The sequence below is a fragment of the Peribacillus asahii genome (assembly GCF_003570725.1).
In the GTDB taxonomy this organism is placed as follows: domain Bacteria; phylum Bacillota; class Bacilli; order Bacillales; family DSM-1321; genus Peribacillus; species Peribacillus asahii.
Genome location: NZ_QWVS01000011.1, coordinates 126,929 through 142,544 on the forward strand (window position 1 = coordinate 126,929; position 15,616 = coordinate 142,544).

Genomic DNA, 15,616 nt, shown 5'->3' on the forward strand with positions numbered 1-15,616 from the left:
TGGTGGACTATTATTTTTAATGTAATGAAATCGATGAAGAGGATTGTTGATTGGAATTATGAATCAGAGAGCTTTCTTCTTGTAACAATAGAGCATTTTTAGTACTTCGAGAGGTTAGGAGTACTAAATAGCTCATAACACCGAAGAAGCAGGCGATAAATAGAGAGTGCGCCAATGCTATGTATAAGTTTTGTCTAGAAAAGATGACCAAGGCGCCAGCTGCTACCTGTAAAAACACGAGAAGAAAGGCAGAAATCCAACCGCCATAAATTACTTGTTGATGCTTATAATGCTTGATGGCTATAATCATTGCGTAGGTAACCCATAAAAAAATAACTCCAGCCATTGCCCGATGCCCCATTTGAATCCATTCGTATAAATTTTCAGGAAGGCCGATTTCGCTATTTACACAAAATGGCCAATCTTTACAAACAAGGCTGGATTCTGTATGTCGAACAAGAGCCCCGGTATATACGACGATGAAACAGAAGATAGTAATTCCTAGTATGTGGAATTTCATTCGACGATCCACGATTAGCTTCTCTGCTTCAAACTTTTTATCCACTTCGAATATAAGTAAGGTTAATAAGAAAACAGCAGCAAAAGAAATAAGAGAAATGCCAAAGTGAAGCGCTAACACAAAATCAGATTGTGCCCATTTTACAGCTGCTGCTCCAATCAATCCTTGAATGGCGAGAAAGCCGAAAGAAAGGATTGACAGGAATTTTGCCCCACGAACATGTCCGATTTTTCTCCAAGTCCAAATGGAAAGGATAAGTACCATCATGCCAACTCCGCCAGAAACAAGTCGATGGGCTAGCTCAATTATGAGTTCAAGTGTAATTTCATCAGGAATCAGTTGGCCATTGCATAGGGGCCAAGAACGCCCGCATCCTAATCCTGCATCTTTTTTTGTGACCAATGCTCCTCCGAGTAGGATTAGAAGCATACCAATTGACGTTAAAACTGCAAACCATTTAAGAGATGCTTTCATGTATCGTTTCACCTTCTTTACTGGTTATATGGATGGTTTATCACTGAAAACTCTATTAGGGTTATTAATCTAGGCTTAATATTTTTAGATTTTTGGATGTTTAGAAGTTTCGCTTATCTATGCTTGATATTACACAAAATGGTATCTTTTTACAAGTTTTTATAATTCTTATATACTTATGTAATAATTTGAGTGTCTCGATTAGGGAATGAACTTGAAAACGATTTTAATTTTAGATTTGTGAAGCAGACAGTACCTTTTAGAGTAGTTGAGAGTAGTTAAGAAAGGTACAAAATTATAGATTTATGTAAGAAAGGTTAATCCTAAAATGGTTTTAACAGCAATAGGATTGAATGTAGACAATCCTGTAAATTAATTTCGCACTATAGAGCATGAGGACGTTAGTTTAAATAGAATCCACATAGGAAATGTAACAGGAGTTTTTTGTAGAAATTAACAAATGGATTCCCTTTTTTGGCACGGAATATGACTAAAAGAAGAGAACTAGGGAATGATGATTATAACTGGAATACAATAAATAGCATTCACAATAAAGTCATAAAAAAGACAAAATAAATTCACAAAAGATTTCATAGGTATGATTTAATATATTGAGGAAACGTATTTTAAGGTTATTCTCTGTAAATACGTATAAGAATAGAGAGAAAAACATTGTTTTAATATTGTATGCACACTTTTGTTTGGTAAAATTTAACTTTTCTTAAGGCTTCGATGGTTACAAAAATGCAAAAGTATGAAATAATGTCTAGTAAGTAGCTTATTATGTTTGCTCTAGGAATTATTAAGGAGGAAGAATCATGTCAAATCTAAGGGCTATGGCAGACACTGAGAACGGTGGGGCGCCAATTCATACAAATATAGAAGAAACATCAGCTTGGAAAGACTTTCTCGCTCTTATAAAAGTAGGAATCGTTAATTCTAATATGATTACTACATTTACCGGCCTTTGGTTAGCGTTACATTTTACTGGTATGAGCTTTTTAGGCAATCTAGATTTAGTGTTTTTTGCATTAGCAGGTTCTGTTTTTATTATTGCTGGTTCTTGCAGCTTTAATAACTATTACGATCGAGATATTGATCATTTGATGGAACGAACAAAAAATCGACCAACTGTTACTGGTAAAGTCAGTCCGTCAAAGGTGTTAACATTAAGTTTTCTGTTAATCGCCATCGGTCTTGGTTTATTAGCTTTTGCTAATCTAACAACAGCTGTCATTGGGTTCGTTGGGGTTTTGGCTTATATTGTTTTGTATACAATGGTTTCCAAACGTAGATATGTATCGAATACGATTATAGGAAGTATTTCAGGAGCGGTTCCTCCTCTTATTGGATGGGCGGCAGTTGATCCTAATTTAGATTTATTAGCTTGGGCTTTATTTGCCATTATGTTCTTATGGCAACCACCACATTTCTATGCATTGGCAATGAAGCGAGTGGAGGAGTATCGAGCTGCGAATGTTCCGATGCTTCCAGTTGTAAAGGGCTTTAAGCGAACAAAAGTATCCATCGTTCTATGGGTGACGGCTCTGTTGTTTATTCCTTTTCTATTAACACCACTAGGAACTCCTCTGGTCGTTTTAGCCGCATTGCTAGGAATAGGCTGGTTTGTTTTAGGACTAAAAGGATTTACAATGAAAGATGACCTAAAATGGGCCCGCATTATGTTTGTTTATTCTTTAAACTATATGACCATTTTATTTGTAGCGATGGTCATTGTGACATTAATATAACGTGATATTTTTTGGACAGCCTGTTTTATAATTAAACAGGCTGTCGCTAAATATCATTAAGTTTACGTTAGCCGCTTATACATAATAAATGATGGATAATAGGACTCTTTAATAAAAGCGGTTGCACAAGTGTATTTATTTCTTATTTAATCATAGGAATTCTTTCTTTTTGATAGAAATTCATATATAGGAAGAATTTTCACAAGTAATGACAGATGAGGTTGTGAGAAATTTTTACGAAAGAGGGGTTTCTAATTGATGAAAAGAAAGCTGCACAAATGGCGCTTGCTACCTTTGTTAGGCATTTTGACGTTTGTCCTCTCAGGCTGTGGAATGGCTTCTTTATCCGCATTACGTCCGGCAGGTGAAGTTGCCCAAACTCAGTATAATTTAATGATGCTGAGTACCATCATTATGGTTTTGGTTGTTATTGTAGTTACTATTCTCTTTCTTATTGTCATCTTTCGTTTTCGTCGTAAAAAAGGCGATGACACCATACCGAAGCAAGTAGAAGGAAGTCACAAACTTGAAGTAATTTGGACGGTTATCCCAATTGTCCTTCTGATAATTCTGACTATTCCGACTGTTAAGGTGACATTTGACTTAGCAGATACAAAGGCAATGGATCAGAAAGATAAGGAAGGAAAAACGAAGGATGCTCTTGTTGTAAATGTTCGAGCAAATCTTTATTGGTGGGAGTTTGAATATCCTGATTTAGGGGTTATTACGAGTCAAGACTTAGTCGTTCCTACTAATGAAAAGGTGTACTTTAATTTGGTTGCATCTGATGTAAAACATTCATTCTGGGTTCCGGCTGCTGGCGGTAAGATGGATACAAATACGGATAATCCTAATCAGTTTTATTTAGAGTTTGATAGTCAAAAAGCAAATGAAGCTGAAGACCTTTTCTACGGGAAGTGTGCAGAGCTGTGTGGACCTTCACATGCATTGATGGATTTTAAAGTTGTAGCTAAATCAAAGGATGAATTTAATACATGGGCGAAGGAGATGAAAGCTGCTTCTGAACCAGTAGTGGAAGGAAGTCTGGCAAAACAAGGGGAAGAGATTTTTAATCAAAGCTGTATCGGCTGTCATGCTGTTACTCCAAATGATAGTAGACCTGAAACTGCCCGTCAGGCTCCTAATCTAGCTACTTTTGGCGAACGTGAAAGAATAGCAGGAGTACTTGACCATACGGAAGAAAACTTAAAAAAATGGTTGGAAGACCCTGAAGTGTATAAGCCGGGTAACACGATGACAGGTACGTATGGAGAGCTTTCAGATGGACAAATCAATGCTCTTACAGCTTATTTAATGCAATTGAAAGTGGAAGAAAAATAGGACACAGTAATGAGGGGGTTAAATCGTGAGTACGTACGCTAAAAAACAAGGATTTGGCGCAACGCTATGGGATTACCTGACAACGGTAGATCATAAGAAAATCGCTATATTATACCTTATTGCCGGCGGAGTGTTTTTCGTCCTAGGCGGCTTAGAAGCGATGTTTATTCGAATTCAGCTGGCCATTCCAAATAACGATTTTGTCAGTGCAGGGTTTTATAATGAAATTTTAACAATGCATGGGACGACGATGATTTTCTTAGCAGCGATGCCATTGGTTTTTGCCATGATGAATGCTGTTGTACCATTGCAGATCGGGGCACGTGATGTTGCTTTCCCATTTTTAAACTCATTAGGATTCTGGTTGTTTTTCTTTGGGGGACTCTTTTTAAATCTTTCTTGGTTTATGGGAGGAGCTCCTGATGCTGGATGGACATCGTATGCTTCCTTATCTCTTCACTCTCCAGGACATGGGGTCGACTTCTATATATTAGGTCTTCAAATATCAGGGCTAGGAACATTAATAGCAGGTATTAACTTTCTCGCAACGATTATCAATATGCGTACACCAGGTATGACGTATATGAGGATGCCGCTGTTCACCTGGTCAACCTTTGTTGTTTCTGCGCTAATTTTATTTGCTTTCCCGCCGCTTACAGTTGGCTTAGTTTTATTAATGTTTGACCGTATGTTCGGTTCTAACTTTTTTGATGTAGCAGCCGGAGGGAATACGATTATTTGGGAGCATTTATTCTGGATTTTCGGTCACCCGGAAGTATATATATTAATATTACCGGCTTTTGGTATTTTCTCGGAGATTTTGGCCACGTTTTCAAGAAAACGATTATTTGGGTACTCTTCAATGGTATTCGCGACGGTGTTAATTGGTTTCTTAGGATTCATGGTTTGGGCGCATCATATGTTTACAGTCGGTTTAGGTCCGATTGCAAATGCGATTTTTGCCGTTGCAACAATGGCAATTGCTGTACCAACTGGAATTAAAATTTTCAACTGGCTCTTGACGATGTGGGGAGGCAGTGTCAAATTTACTGTTCCAATGCTATATGCAGTTGCTTTTATTCCTTCGTTTACAATGGGAGGGGTAACGGGAATTATGAATGCTGTAGCACCGGCAGATTATATTTTTCATGATACGTATTTTGTTGTTGCTCACTTTCATTATGTTATTGTAGGCGGTGTCGTATTCGGGCTTTTAGCTGGGGTTACGTTTTATTGGCCAAAAATGTTTGGTACCATGCTTAATGAAACTTTAGGAAAAATATCATTTTGGACGTTTTTAATTGGTTTCCATTTAACCTTCTTTATTCAACACTTCTTAGGTCTTATGGGAATGCCGCGTCGTATTTTTACATTCCTAGACAATCAAGGGTTAAATACAGGAAATATGATTAGTACAGTCGGTGCCTTCTTTATGGCATTTGCAGTCATTGTACTTGTCATTAATATTATTATCACATCTGTGAAAAACGTAAAAGTTGGGAATGACCCATGGGGAGACGGACGGACGCTTGAATGGGCTATTTCTTCTCCGCCGCCATATTATAACTTCAAGCAGCTACCGCTTGTTCGCGGTTTAGATGCTTATTGGGTGGAAAAAATGGATGGGAAAACGGAGATGACTCCAGCGGAACCTCTAGGTGATATTCATATGCCTAATTCATCAATTTTGCCGTTAACCACTTCTTTAGGTTTGTTTGTTGCAGCGTTTGGTGCTCTTTACAATATGGATGACGATAAAACGTGGACAGTACCTGTCATCATTATCGGTCTATTGATTACATTAGGATCGATGCTCATTCGTTCGATTAAAGACGATCATGGATATCATATTCATAAAGAAGAGTTAACAGATGATCACGATAAGGGGGTTAAGGCATAATGCAGATGGATCAAAAGTTCACTGATACAACATGGCCGGCAGCTCCTGAAAAAGCAACGTTAGAAGGGAAAAATAAATATTTAGGCTTCTGGCTTTTCCTTGGTGGAGAAACGGTACTTTTTGCTTCGTTATTCGCCACTTATCTGGCGCTAAAGGATAAAGTACCTAATGCAGATGCTGCTCTGGCAAAAGATATTTTTGACTTGCCGCTTACATTTGTAGCTACGATGCTCTTGTTAACGAGCTCGTTAACAAGTGTGTATGCGATGTATCATATGAAAAATCACGACTTCAAACGTATGCAAGCGTGGTTAGTAGTGACCGTTCTCTTAGGCGCCGGTTTTCTCGGTTTAGAAATTTATGAGTTTAACCATTACGTGCATGAATTCCATCATACCTTTACAAGCAGTGCATTTGGTTCAGCTTTTTATACGCTTGTTGGTTTCCATGGAGCACACGTTGCCTTTGGATTGTTATGGATTACCTCCTTAATGCTTCGCAACGCAGGACGTGGGCTAAATTTGTATAATGCACCTAAGTTTTATGTAGCAAGTCTTTACTGGCATTTCATTGATGTGGTGTGGGTATTTATCTTTACAGTCGTATATTTAATGGGAATGGTGGGATAGAAGAATGGTAAATGAACGATTAAATTCAGCTAACCCAAGTTTTGATTTAAAATATCGTCGTAAGAAAAATGCAGAAGAAATGAAGCACCAAGTAATCACTTTTGCAATGATGATTTTCTTTACGTTAATTGCTTTTGCTGCTGTAGGATTTGATTTTAGTAAATGGTTTATCAAACCTGTTATTCTCTTACTTGCGGTTGTTCAAGTTATTTTTCAACTGTATTATTTTATGCATATGAAACATAAAGGACATAATACGATTGCGTTATTTCTATTCTCAGGTTTAGCAGTCGGCTTGCTTACTGTTTTAACTTTTTTAACCATTGTCTGGTGGTAAAATGATGTAGGAAATCGGCTACTTGTTAGCCGATTTTCTATTTATTGTACACGTAACGGACAGGCCCCCGCTAATCAAGTTTCACTTGTTAAATAAGGGTGTAGATTTTGGTGTATGTTAGTTTAGCAAAAGCTGTCTAAATGAGTTTTTAATAGGTGTAAATGGTTGTTTTTGAATTATTTACCATTTTTAGCTATAATACAAGTAAAGAAAACCTACTCTTGGGGTGAGTGTATGTCTATTGATATTTTTGGTTTTCGTGCTTTATGGAGTCCATATTATTTGATGGTACTTATTTGTATAACCATTGGCTATTTTTTATTTGCAACGAAATATCGTCATCGTGTTGTAGAGAATACTAGACTCACAAATAGACAAGTGGTGTACTTTTTACTCGCGATGCTTTTATTGTATGTTGTGAAAGGATCACCTGTTGATTTGATGAGTCATATTATGTTTAGCGCTCATATGACCCAAATGGCTATACTTTATTTAGTCATTCCACCGCTATTTATTATTGCTATACCAAATTGGATTTGGCGGATGTGGATTGATAGGAAAGTAAGCAAAGTGATTTTTTCTTTTTTCACTAAGCCATTAATCGCTTTGCTAGTATTCAACAGTTTCTTTTCGTTATATCATCTGCCGCTTATATTTGATGTAGTTAAAACAAATATATGGTTACATGCAGTATATACTATGATTTTATTTATAACAGCTGTAATGATGTGGTTCCCGCTTGTAAATAAGCTTCCTGAGAGACAAAACTTATCTGGGGTAAAGAAGATTGCTTATATTTTCGGCAGCGGAATTTTAATGACTCCAGCTTGTGCGTTAATTATTTTTGCTAACGCCCCGATGTATAGCACATTTTCTAATCCTGAGTTATGGGCTAATGCAATGAGACTTTGTGTTCCATCTTCTATGTTAGCCGGGTTAAATTTAAGCGGTCCTGAAATGTTTAGCGGCTTACCAGCACTTCAGGATCAACAGCTTGGCGGGATTCTGATGAAGATTATTCAAGAAATTGTATTAGGTTATGTACTTGGTGTCATTTTCTTTGCTTGGGCTAAAAAAGAGAACGGTGGGATAACTAAAATCGATCCACTTCCGTCCGATTATCGATAAAGTGAAACTTGTCCATAATTTTTTGGACAAGTTTTTTTAAAAAAAAGCAAATGATAGGTTGTAATTAGAGGAAGAATAGAAGAGGAAAGTGAGCATTTTGTTAATAATGAAGGGATTATATTGTGTTTTACTAGGGCCTTTTATACAATGAACGTACAATACATATAGAGAGGAAGTTATAGTTTTTATGTCTTTACCAATTCTTCCAACAATCAGTACCAGCTTTATTGTGCTAAGTGCTATTACTGTAGCTATTGGTTGGTATCAAATTAAACAGCGTAAGATCGAAACGCATCAAAAGACAATGATGTGGGCCGCTATATTTGCTGTAATATTTTTTACTATTTATCTTTCTCGTACCGTCTTTATCGGAAACACCTCTTTTGGCGGTCCAGATGATATTAAGATTTACTATACCATCTTTTTAATCTTTCATATTATTTTAGCAACAACAGGAGCGGTTCTTGGGATTATCATGTTAGTAACAGGATACAAGAAAAACTATCGTATTCATAAAAAAATTGGTCCAACGACTAGCGTGATTTGGTTCTTTACAGCCATTACGGGTGTAGTTGTTTATTTCTTGCTATATGTCATCTATCATGGTGGACAAACAACGTCATTAATTAAAGCGATTTTAGGATCGTAAAATATAGAAAAGGCTTGATTCTCTCCAAGAATCAGGCCTTTTCTATATTAAAAGTAATGTTATAGGATGATGCCACATTTTATGAAAGAGCTTATTTATTATATAGAGATAGAATGGTTACGGCTAAAGATGATTGGTGAAGGGGTGGATGAAGTCAAACGAAGAGTAGAATAGAAACAACGCATGTTTTAACATGCGTTGTGAGGTTGATTAAAGACCATTAAATTCTACTAATTCTTTATGAACATCCGCTAAGATTTTTTCGCATTGTTTTACTAATGGAGCAGGAAAGTATTCTCCATCGCCATATTCCACTCCGTGTGGATAGTAATGTTTCCCTAATAGTGGTACGCGTAATTTAATAATCGCTTTATGACTGCCAACATCACCTTCAATAGCTTCGCCTAAAATTCTTAAATAATAAACGCCTTCTGTTAATTCGAATTTTCGATCGTAACTAACGCGTTCATAATCCCATTGTTCTGCACGGATTAGACCGTACTGGGGCATTAAATCATCAAGACGGTTTAAATCAGCTGTTATGTGGTGTAAGCCAGAGTTTTCAAGTCTCACAAATAATACCTCCTAATCGTTACAATTAAAATTCAAGATAAAACCCCTTTGGAAATTCCATAAATATACAACTGTTGCTTATGTTTAATAATAGTATGAATTGATTGAAGTTGCAACGAATGACTGGGAAGTATTTTGTGAATTCAGAAAGTTCTCTTGCGCGGCTTTCATAGCAGCTACTTATTTATTATAAGAAAACATGATATAATGGGCGTGAGCTATAAAACGAAAAGAGAGGAAGTGATCCTCTGCGTAAACTTGCAAAAATTGTTGTACTAGTTATAATCTTTTTTATTGTTGGTATTTTTCTGAATATTGACGAAGATGATAACTCTCATTCGATTTTAAATGGGAATAAAGGGATTAATTCCAATAAAGATATAAATGAGTCTACTACTTTGAGTAAAAAAGAAACGACTAGAGAAGCAGAGAGTGGATTAGCTGTTACAATAGGTGAGAAAGAAGCAGAGATTAAGAAGAAGTTTGGTCAACCAAATCGAGTGGACGTGTCTGCTTATGGTTATGATTGGTGGATTTATAATCAAAATGCAGATTCTTATTTTCAGTTGGCGATGGAAAATGGGAGAGTTGTATCAGCTTATGGCATTGGTGATGAAGTGAATATTTCCCCGTTTAAAGTAGGTCAGCCTATTGATGAAATCTATTCGAGTGTTTACGTGGAACCGTCCGTTGATATCGAAACGGATGGAGGCTCCTATCGCTTTGAATTATCGGAGGAAGATATGAATATGAGACCGATTGTTAAGATAGGAGATATTTATGCTCAATTGTATTTGGATAAAATGACAGGAACGCTTTCGAGTGTGCGTTTTTTAAATAAAGAGACTTTGCTTAAACAAAGACCATATGAATTAACCTATAGCGGTGAACTTATGAAGGTGGACGAATTATCAGAAGCCGAATGGTCACAAGTCGAAGAAGGAAATGAACGACAAATTTTTGATATTTCGAATATTATGCGTAAACGTTTTAATGTTCCAGCATTACAATGGGATGAACAAACTGCAGAGGTTGCGTACCTTCATAGTTATGACATGTCAGACAGTGATTATTTTTCTCACGTCTCTAAAACACAAGGCGACTTAGAGGACCGTTTAGAAAAAGGAAAGGTGACGTATCATTCGGCAGGTGAAAATATCGCAGCGGAGTATGTAGATGCCATTGCTGTTATGGAAGGGTGGCTTAATAGTAAAGGACATCGCGATACGTTATTAAATAAGGAGTTCACCCATTTAGGTGTTGGAGTTTATGAGAAATATTACACGCAAAATTTTATTAAACCGTGATGAACGAAAGTGAGAGCTAAAGATAATCAGCTTAAATAAAGTGAAACTTCCACCAGTGGGGATTTTACTGCCCGTTAAGTGTGGAATAAATAATGATTTGTAAAAACGAGTTCCGAATAGGGGCTCGTTTTTATATGGTCTGCTGCTCGTGTGAAACTATGGTCTCACACGAGCAGCAGACCAAAATAAACACCGGGGTATTAAAGAATAGAAAAGGGTGCGCACCATTTAGAGGGATTTGCATATTGTACAATAGGTAAATGTCTGAGTGAGGTGAGAGTAATGGCCAAAAATAAACGCCAGTCGATTGAACAATTTCGTGAGTTTGTAAAGGGGCATCCTCATTTACGCAATGAAGTGAGGCGTAAGGAGACGACTTGGCAGGAACTCTTTGAAGAGTGGTATTTATTAGGGGCAGATCATCCACGCTGGAACGTTGAACAGGAAAAAGTGCAACAAGAAACTGTGCAAGAGCAGCCAAAAGAAGTAGGGCAAAACGAGAAGGAGCTTGTGCAAAATCAAGAATTTCTTACTATGTTGCTTGGAGCATTGAAAAGTATGGATATTAATCAAATTCAACAATATATTAGAAGTGCCAACCAAGCAATTGGGACCATTCAAGGGTTGTTAGAAGTGTTTCAAGGAGATAAATCAACGAAAGAAGAGCCACCGAAGCAAGAAGTAGAGAAACGTAGTAACCCTTTTGTATTTAGAAAAGATTAAGGAAGGGATTATATTGCGCCAAAATATTTATGCCTTTATTGAAGAGAATGAGGATGTACGCAATTATTTACGGATTCAGCCGATTTGGTATAAAAAGCTTATGCGTAATCCACAGCATTTGGATCAATTAGAAACAGAAGCGAAATATTTTTTTAAAAAATCTATCCCTCATCGAGTATCTAAATTTTCGGAGGGTGTTCAAGTAGCTTCGATGATGCTTCATATGTTTCAAGCGATGAATAATTCAGGTAGTTAGCGGTGAATTTTCATGAGTAATTTGCTCCTTTTAGCCAACAATAATGGTGAAGGGAGGTTTTTTAGTATGAAGAAATTAGTTATTATATTTGTTTTATTGTTCATGATAAGTGGTTGTGGTCAGAAAATTCCCAAACCTAAAGATATAATTGAGAATGTTCATAGTCCTTTTGAAACTAGAGCAGAAGCATCTGCATGGAAGGCAATGAAAGAGGACTTTTTTGTGAAAACAATAGTTAAAGAAGATAATGTGTATGTGGAGTGTTATGTAAAAGGATATAGCTTTTCACAAACGAATTCTAAAAAGTTGGCAACGGTTACCGTTTCTATAGATGGAAAAAAGCATAGTGAGCGTACGACAGCAGCTTTTGTTGTAAGAGATGTACCGAATGGAAAACACAGGATGAAGCTTGAAGTTTTAAATGAAGATGGAGAAAAAACAGGACTAACAAAAGAAGTGGAGGTACATATTGAGTCAACTATCTAATGGCTCGCTTCTTGAGTCGGAAAATGGTAAAATGGTGGTGGAGGTGAGCGATTAATGCTTGCTACTATGGAAACCATTGAAATCGTTCAAAAAGCTGAAGCACTGGCTGAATTAGTGATGCAATCTGAAATTGGTGAAAATTATTTTGCTCATTTATATAAACTAAAGAATGATCAACTCGCGCAACAAAAAATTAAAAAGTTTGTGGCGCTGAAAGACTTATACGAGGAAGTTCAACGTTTTGGGAAGTATCATCCGGAATATAAAAGGATCAATACCAATATTCGCGAGGCAAAACGAGATATGGATTTGCATCCGACGATTGCTAATTTTAAAAGAGCTGAAATGGATTTGCAAACGGTATTAGATGAAATCAGCATGAAAATTGGTCGAGCTGTTTCCCCTCAAATAAAAGTTCCAACAGGCAATCCTTTCTTTGATTCAGGATCGGGCTGCTCTGGAGGTTGTGGAACAGGAGGCAGCTGTGGCTGTTCTTAACGAAGCATTAAATTGGTGTAAGGATACTAAGTATCTCTACACCAATTTTTAGTTGAAAGCAAAGTTTTTCCTATGCTACACTGAATAAAAACCTTTAATATGAGGGAGATAAAAATATGATTGGAGCTAGGCAAGGAATTATTGTCTATTTACATACATTAAAACAAGCGAAAATGCTTAGAAAATTTGGAAATATTCATTATGTATCCAAAAAGCTAAAGTATGTCGTTCTGTATACGGATATGGATGAAGTAGAGGCGTTAGTAGAAAAGCTAAGAGGCTATTCTTTCGTAAAAAAAGTCGATCTTTCTCATAAACCTTTTCTCAAGGTAGAATACGAGAATTCCAAGCCAGATAAAGCGAAAGAATATGATTATAAGATGGGTATTTAAAAGGACTGTTCTCACAGCTGTGGGAACAGTCCTTTTATTACAATACGTATTCAATTGCTTACTTAGTATTGAATGATTATCATACTGCTTTTTTAAAATCCTGTTTTCATCGGTGGTAAATATTTATTCATACGCAAAATGCCGATTAAATGCTGGTAATACAAATCTAGTTCTGCAAACAGCGTGGATGGTTTAATCTCTAATTCGATAATGGACTTGTCGAGTTCCTTTGCCAATCCTTCAAAAAGCTCGTATCGCTTATTTGGAGTTGTTTGTGGGTTGGGGATGCCTTCGCGACAAATATAAAGTGCTTGAAACTCTCCTTCAGTTGTCGGGTGCATTACGACAACAAGAGATGTTACTTGTTTATCGTTTAAGGTTGTGTGAAGGGCTAATAATCTAGCTACTCGATGTCTATTGTTTTTTCCGATTTCTAGTAATTCATATAAATCAGAATATCCTTGTCCAAGTTCAATGAAACGTTGAATCAATTCAATCTCTCCTTATGTGCATATTCCTTCATACTGTACCATTTTCCTGTTCAAAAGAGAAGTTATACAACTGCTATGTGTTTAATAAAGTGAAACTTCCATCAGTGGGGGGCCTTCATCCTCCACTGATGGTTAGCTGAACCAATCGGCAATCGGACCTTTACTACAAAAGCGAGGCGACTGTTCAGCTCTGACAAGCATAAGATGAAATGCGGCGTGGCGAAGTTTGCCACAGAGCATGACAGCTTATGACCTCGAGGGACTAGAGCCGCAACTAGATGAGAGCAGTTGTCCCCCATCTATCTTCTTTGATTCCTCATAAGCTTGAGGTAAGGCTCTTACTGCCAGTTAAGTGTGGGATAAATAAAAGATGTATGAAACTCTCCTTTTATCTAAAATTAACAAGGGGTCAATAGGACTATAAAAAGAACTTAAGGATAAGTTCATAGAATATTCCCGTGACTTTTCGAGTACGTTTTGGTACTTTGGTATCATGGATAGAGAGGGGAATTGGGTTGTGAAGCGTTTATTTTTTACCATTCTTTTTTTATTATTGCTTATAATGGGCGGAGTGCTTTTTTGGCAATGGAATGTTTATTTAGAGAAGCAAAGTGCCCAATCTAAACATATTTCCTATCAGGTAAATGAAACGATACATATGGAGGTAAAAGGTCGTTATATCGAAGTTGAACATGAATTTTTCGGTCTTCCGACTGGGAACTATCAGTTAAACTTTCAAAAATCTATTAAACCAGTATGTCAAGAAGACGATAAAAGTTGTCAACAATCAGGTAATCAAAAGCAGAATCTAGAGACAAATGGGGGTACGCTTCGCTTTACGTACAAGTTAAAAAAATCAACGTCACAAGCTTTTGTATTGGATAACTGGGCCGTTCAATTAGAACAGGTCAAGATAGAAAATACACGTGTGGAAATTACCGATTACTCTAACAAAGTGGGAATTTGGGCTGCTGGAGCTCGTTTAATCGGTGAAACAGAGAAAGAGAAAATAAGTTATTACGTATTTGAAGGAAGAGAAGGGACATTCCCTTTATACTACCAACAAAAAAAGAGCAAGCAGTTTGAAGCGGGTGATGTAATGGTGTATGGTGCTTCTTCTGGTCGATTAGTTCAAGCAGTTCAAAAATATGAAGCAATAGCACCTATTACATTGATTATTACAACAGCCGCCTCTCCTTTTTCCTCAGAACATTTGCTGATTGGCCCTAGTGTAGATAAGCTAGCCCACGTGTTATCTAAGCGCTATTACCAAACCTATTACCCATTCTCAAATAAAAAAGAGCGATGGCTACAATCGGTTATTGGTGCTTATGTGCGAGATGAGAAGCCGAAAGGTAAAGCGAAACAATTATATGAAGAACTGGCTAAAGGGTTGACGAAAGAGCAACAAGCAGCATTCGTTTCTGTATTGAAAAAGAAGCGGGGACAGGAATTTTCAGCTGAGTATTTAGATGAATTATTATCAAACGTTACAGGACTTGTAACCCATTATTTTGAATTGAATAAAGTGAAAAGTCACAAAGTTCATCCGCTTATTTTTATCAATCAGGCTAAATGGCTGAATCGAGACGGGGAACATTCAGTTGTACAATCTGTGACTGTTCGTTTGAAACGTTATTATTTATTAGAGCAGGTAACGGAAAAACTAGGATTTCACGCAGAGTGGGTGAATCAGCACTTTTATTTAAATAATGGTTCAAAGACATTTCGTTTATACCCAGGAAAAAAAGTATTTCTCTACAATGAAAAAGCGCATAGTGTAGAAGGGACGTTATTAACACAATTTAATAATCAGTATTATATTAGCGAAGATTATATGTTAAAGGTATTTAACGTATTTGTTCGTGAACAAAACAATGAGTTGGAATTGGTGGATTTGAATACGTTACAGTAAGAAAAGCGTAGTCTGGAAAATAACACATATCAAAGAGCTTTACGCCCTTATGGTATAAAAAAAAGCCCTGCAGACTTCTGCAGGGTCCTTCTATGTCTGATTAAGGACTAGAAGGCAAAGGGAGAGGAGAAACCGGAGGAAGAACTTATGGGGAAACGTAAGCCTTCTCCGCGGTTGGCAACAACATCTACGATAGTGATGTTGTTATTCACATTATGACCAAAATTCTCCTTATTATTCATGAAA

Annotated in this window: 17 protein-coding genes; 14 read left to right on the forward strand and 3 right to left on the reverse strand. The window is 36.8% G+C overall.

Going from position 1 to position 15,616, the window contains the following annotated elements:
• Positions 1 to 16: 16 nt before the first annotated feature.
• Positions 17 to 994 carry a COX15/CtaA family protein gene (locus D1953_RS05615; protein ID WP_119116176.1) on the reverse strand — a complete coding sequence of 326 codons (978 nt, stop codon included), beginning with the start codon at positions 992 to 994 and terminating at the stop codon, positions 17 to 19.
• 818 nt (positions 995 to 1,812) lie between these two features.
• On the opposite strand from D1953_RS05615, the gene cyoE reads away from it, so the two are divergent.
• The 7 genes from cyoE to D1953_RS05650 all read left to right on the forward strand — a co-directional run bounded on the left by cyoE (position 1,813) and on the right by D1953_RS05650 (position 8,729).
• Positions 1,813 to 2,745, forward strand: a complete 933-nt coding sequence (cyoE, locus tag D1953_RS05620; RefSeq protein WP_119116177.1) for a heme o synthase — start codon at positions 1,813 to 1,815, stop codon at positions 2,743 to 2,745.
• Between the two features lie 258 nt (positions 2,746 to 3,003).
• Complete coding sequence (gene coxB, locus D1953_RS05625) at positions 3,004 to 4,086, forward strand: cytochrome c oxidase subunit II (RefSeq protein WP_119116178.1); 1,083 nt, start codon at positions 3,004 to 3,006, stop codon at positions 4,084 to 4,086.
• Positions 4,087 to 4,111: 25 nt separating this feature from the next.
• The gene (gene ctaD / locus D1953_RS05630) at positions 4,112 to 5,986 is read left to right on the forward strand and encodes a cytochrome c oxidase subunit I (RefSeq protein ID WP_119116179.1); all 1,875 of its coding nucleotides are present in this window, start codon (positions 4,112 to 4,114) and stop codon (positions 5,984 to 5,986) included.
• Positions 5,986 to 6,615 carry a cytochrome (ubi)quinol oxidase subunit III gene (locus D1953_RS05635; protein WP_119116180.1) on the forward strand — a complete coding sequence of 210 codons (630 nt, stop codon included), beginning with the start codon at positions 5,986 to 5,988 and terminating at the stop codon, positions 6,613 to 6,615. The genes ctaD and D1953_RS05635 overlap by 1 nt, the downstream gene beginning before the upstream one ends.
• Positions 6,616 to 6,619: 4 nt before the next feature.
• Entirely contained in the window at positions 6,620 to 6,952 is a 333-nt protein-coding gene (gene ctaF / locus D1953_RS05640; RefSeq protein ID WP_119116181.1) for a cytochrome c oxidase subunit IVB, read from the forward strand.
• A gap of 234 nt (positions 6,953 to 7,186) precedes the next feature.
• A complete protein-coding gene (ctaG, locus tag D1953_RS05645; protein ID WP_119116182.1) occupies positions 7,187 to 8,080 on the forward strand; it encodes a cytochrome c oxidase assembly factor CtaG in 894 nt (297 codons plus the stop codon).
• Positions 8,081 to 8,267: 187 nt separating this feature from the next.
• Positions 8,268 to 8,729 carry a DUF420 domain-containing protein gene (locus D1953_RS05650; protein WP_119116183.1) on the forward strand — a complete coding sequence of 154 codons (462 nt, stop codon included), beginning with the start codon at positions 8,268 to 8,270 and terminating at the stop codon, positions 8,727 to 8,729.
• A 210-nt stretch (positions 8,730 to 8,939) separates the two neighbouring features.
• On the opposite strand, the gene D1953_RS05655 is transcribed toward D1953_RS05650, so the two are convergent.
• Positions 8,940 to 9,302, reverse strand: a complete 363-nt coding sequence (locus tag D1953_RS05655) for a YugN family protein (protein ID WP_119116184.1) — start codon at positions 9,300 to 9,302, stop codon at positions 8,940 to 8,942.
• 398 nt (positions 9,303 to 9,700) lie between these two features.
• Here D1953_RS05655 and D1953_RS05660 point away from each other — a divergent pair, with 398 nt between their 5' ends.
• The 6 genes from D1953_RS05660 (at position 9,701) to D1953_RS05685 (ending at position 12,964) form a co-directional block, all read left to right on the forward strand.
• The gene (locus D1953_RS05660) at positions 9,701 to 10,609 is read left to right on the forward strand and encodes a CAP domain-containing protein (RefSeq protein ID WP_245979944.1); all 909 of its coding nucleotides are present in this window, start codon (positions 9,701 to 9,703) and stop codon (positions 10,607 to 10,609) included.
• Positions 10,610 to 10,891: 282 nt separating this feature from the next.
• Entirely contained in the window at positions 10,892 to 11,332 is a 441-nt protein-coding gene (gene ylbD, locus D1953_RS05665) for a spore coat protein YlbD (protein ID WP_119116186.1), read from the forward strand.
• A 13-nt stretch (positions 11,333 to 11,345) separates the two neighbouring features.
• A complete protein-coding gene (locus D1953_RS05670; RefSeq protein WP_119116187.1) occupies positions 11,346 to 11,588 on the forward strand; it encodes a YlbE-like family protein in 243 nt (80 codons plus the stop codon).
• A gap of 66 nt (positions 11,589 to 11,654) precedes the next feature.
• Entirely contained in the window at positions 11,655 to 12,074 is a 420-nt protein-coding gene (locus D1953_RS05675; RefSeq protein WP_119116188.1) for a hypothetical protein, read from the forward strand.
• Positions 12,075 to 12,128: 54 nt separating this feature from the next.
• Positions 12,129 to 12,572 (forward strand): YlbF/YmcA family competence regulator, encoded by a 444-nt coding sequence (locus D1953_RS05680; protein WP_119116189.1) that lies wholly within the window; start codon positions 12,129 to 12,131, stop codon positions 12,570 to 12,572.
• Positions 12,573 to 12,688: 116 nt separating this feature from the next.
• Entirely contained in the window at positions 12,689 to 12,964 is a 276-nt protein-coding gene (locus tag D1953_RS05685; RefSeq protein WP_119116190.1) for a YlbG family protein, read from the forward strand.
• A 92-nt stretch (positions 12,965 to 13,056) separates the two neighbouring features.
• Here the strand turns inward: D1953_RS05685 and D1953_RS05690 are convergent, their stop codons facing one another.
• The gene (locus D1953_RS05690) at positions 13,057 to 13,455 is read right to left on the reverse strand and encodes a DUF7147 family protein (RefSeq protein ID WP_119116191.1); all 399 of its coding nucleotides are present in this window, start codon (positions 13,453 to 13,455) and stop codon (positions 13,057 to 13,059) included.
• Between the two features lie 517 nt (positions 13,456 to 13,972).
• On the opposite strand from D1953_RS05690, the gene D1953_RS05695 reads away from it, so the two are divergent.
• On the forward strand, positions 13,973 to 15,370 hold the full coding sequence (locus tag D1953_RS05695; protein ID WP_119116192.1) for a hypothetical protein: 1,398 nt from the start codon (positions 13,973 to 13,975) through the stop codon (positions 15,368 to 15,370).
• Positions 15,371 to 15,616 lie beyond the last annotated feature (246 nt).

Excerpts from the sequence above, each read along its gene's own strand:
- D1953_RS05615 (WP_119116176.1), bottom strand. The coding sequence starts at position 994 with ATGAAAGCATCTCTTAAATGGTTTGCAGTTTTAACGTCAATTGGTATG.
- cyoE (WP_119116177.1), top strand. The coding sequence starts at position 1,813 with ATGTCAAATCTAAGGGCTATGGCAGACACTGAGAACGGTGGGGCGCCA.
- coxB (WP_119116178.1), top strand. The coding sequence starts at position 3,004 with ATGAAAAGAAAGCTGCACAAATGGCGCTTGCTACCTTTGTTAGGCATT.
- D1953_RS05635 (WP_119116180.1), top strand. The coding sequence starts at position 5,986 with ATGCAGATGGATCAAAAGTTCACTGATACAACATGGCCGGCAGCTCCT.
- ctaF (WP_119116181.1), top strand. The coding sequence starts at position 6,620 with ATGGTAAATGAACGATTAAATTCAGCTAACCCAAGTTTTGATTTAAAA.
- ctaG (WP_119116182.1), top strand. The coding sequence starts at position 7,187 with ATGTCTATTGATATTTTTGGTTTTCGTGCTTTATGGAGTCCATATTAT.
- D1953_RS05650 (WP_119116183.1), top strand. The coding sequence starts at position 8,268 with ATGTCTTTACCAATTCTTCCAACAATCAGTACCAGCTTTATTGTGCTA.
- ylbD (WP_119116186.1), top strand. The coding sequence starts at position 10,892 with ATGGCCAAAAATAAACGCCAGTCGATTGAACAATTTCGTGAGTTTGTA.
- D1953_RS05675 (WP_119116188.1), top strand. The coding sequence starts at position 11,655 with ATGAAGAAATTAGTTATTATATTTGTTTTATTGTTCATGATAAGTGGT.
- D1953_RS05680 (WP_119116189.1), top strand. The coding sequence starts at position 12,129 with ATGCTTGCTACTATGGAAACCATTGAAATCGTTCAAAAAGCTGAAGCA.
- D1953_RS05685 (WP_119116190.1), top strand. The coding sequence starts at position 12,689 with ATGATTGGAGCTAGGCAAGGAATTATTGTCTATTTACATACATTAAAA.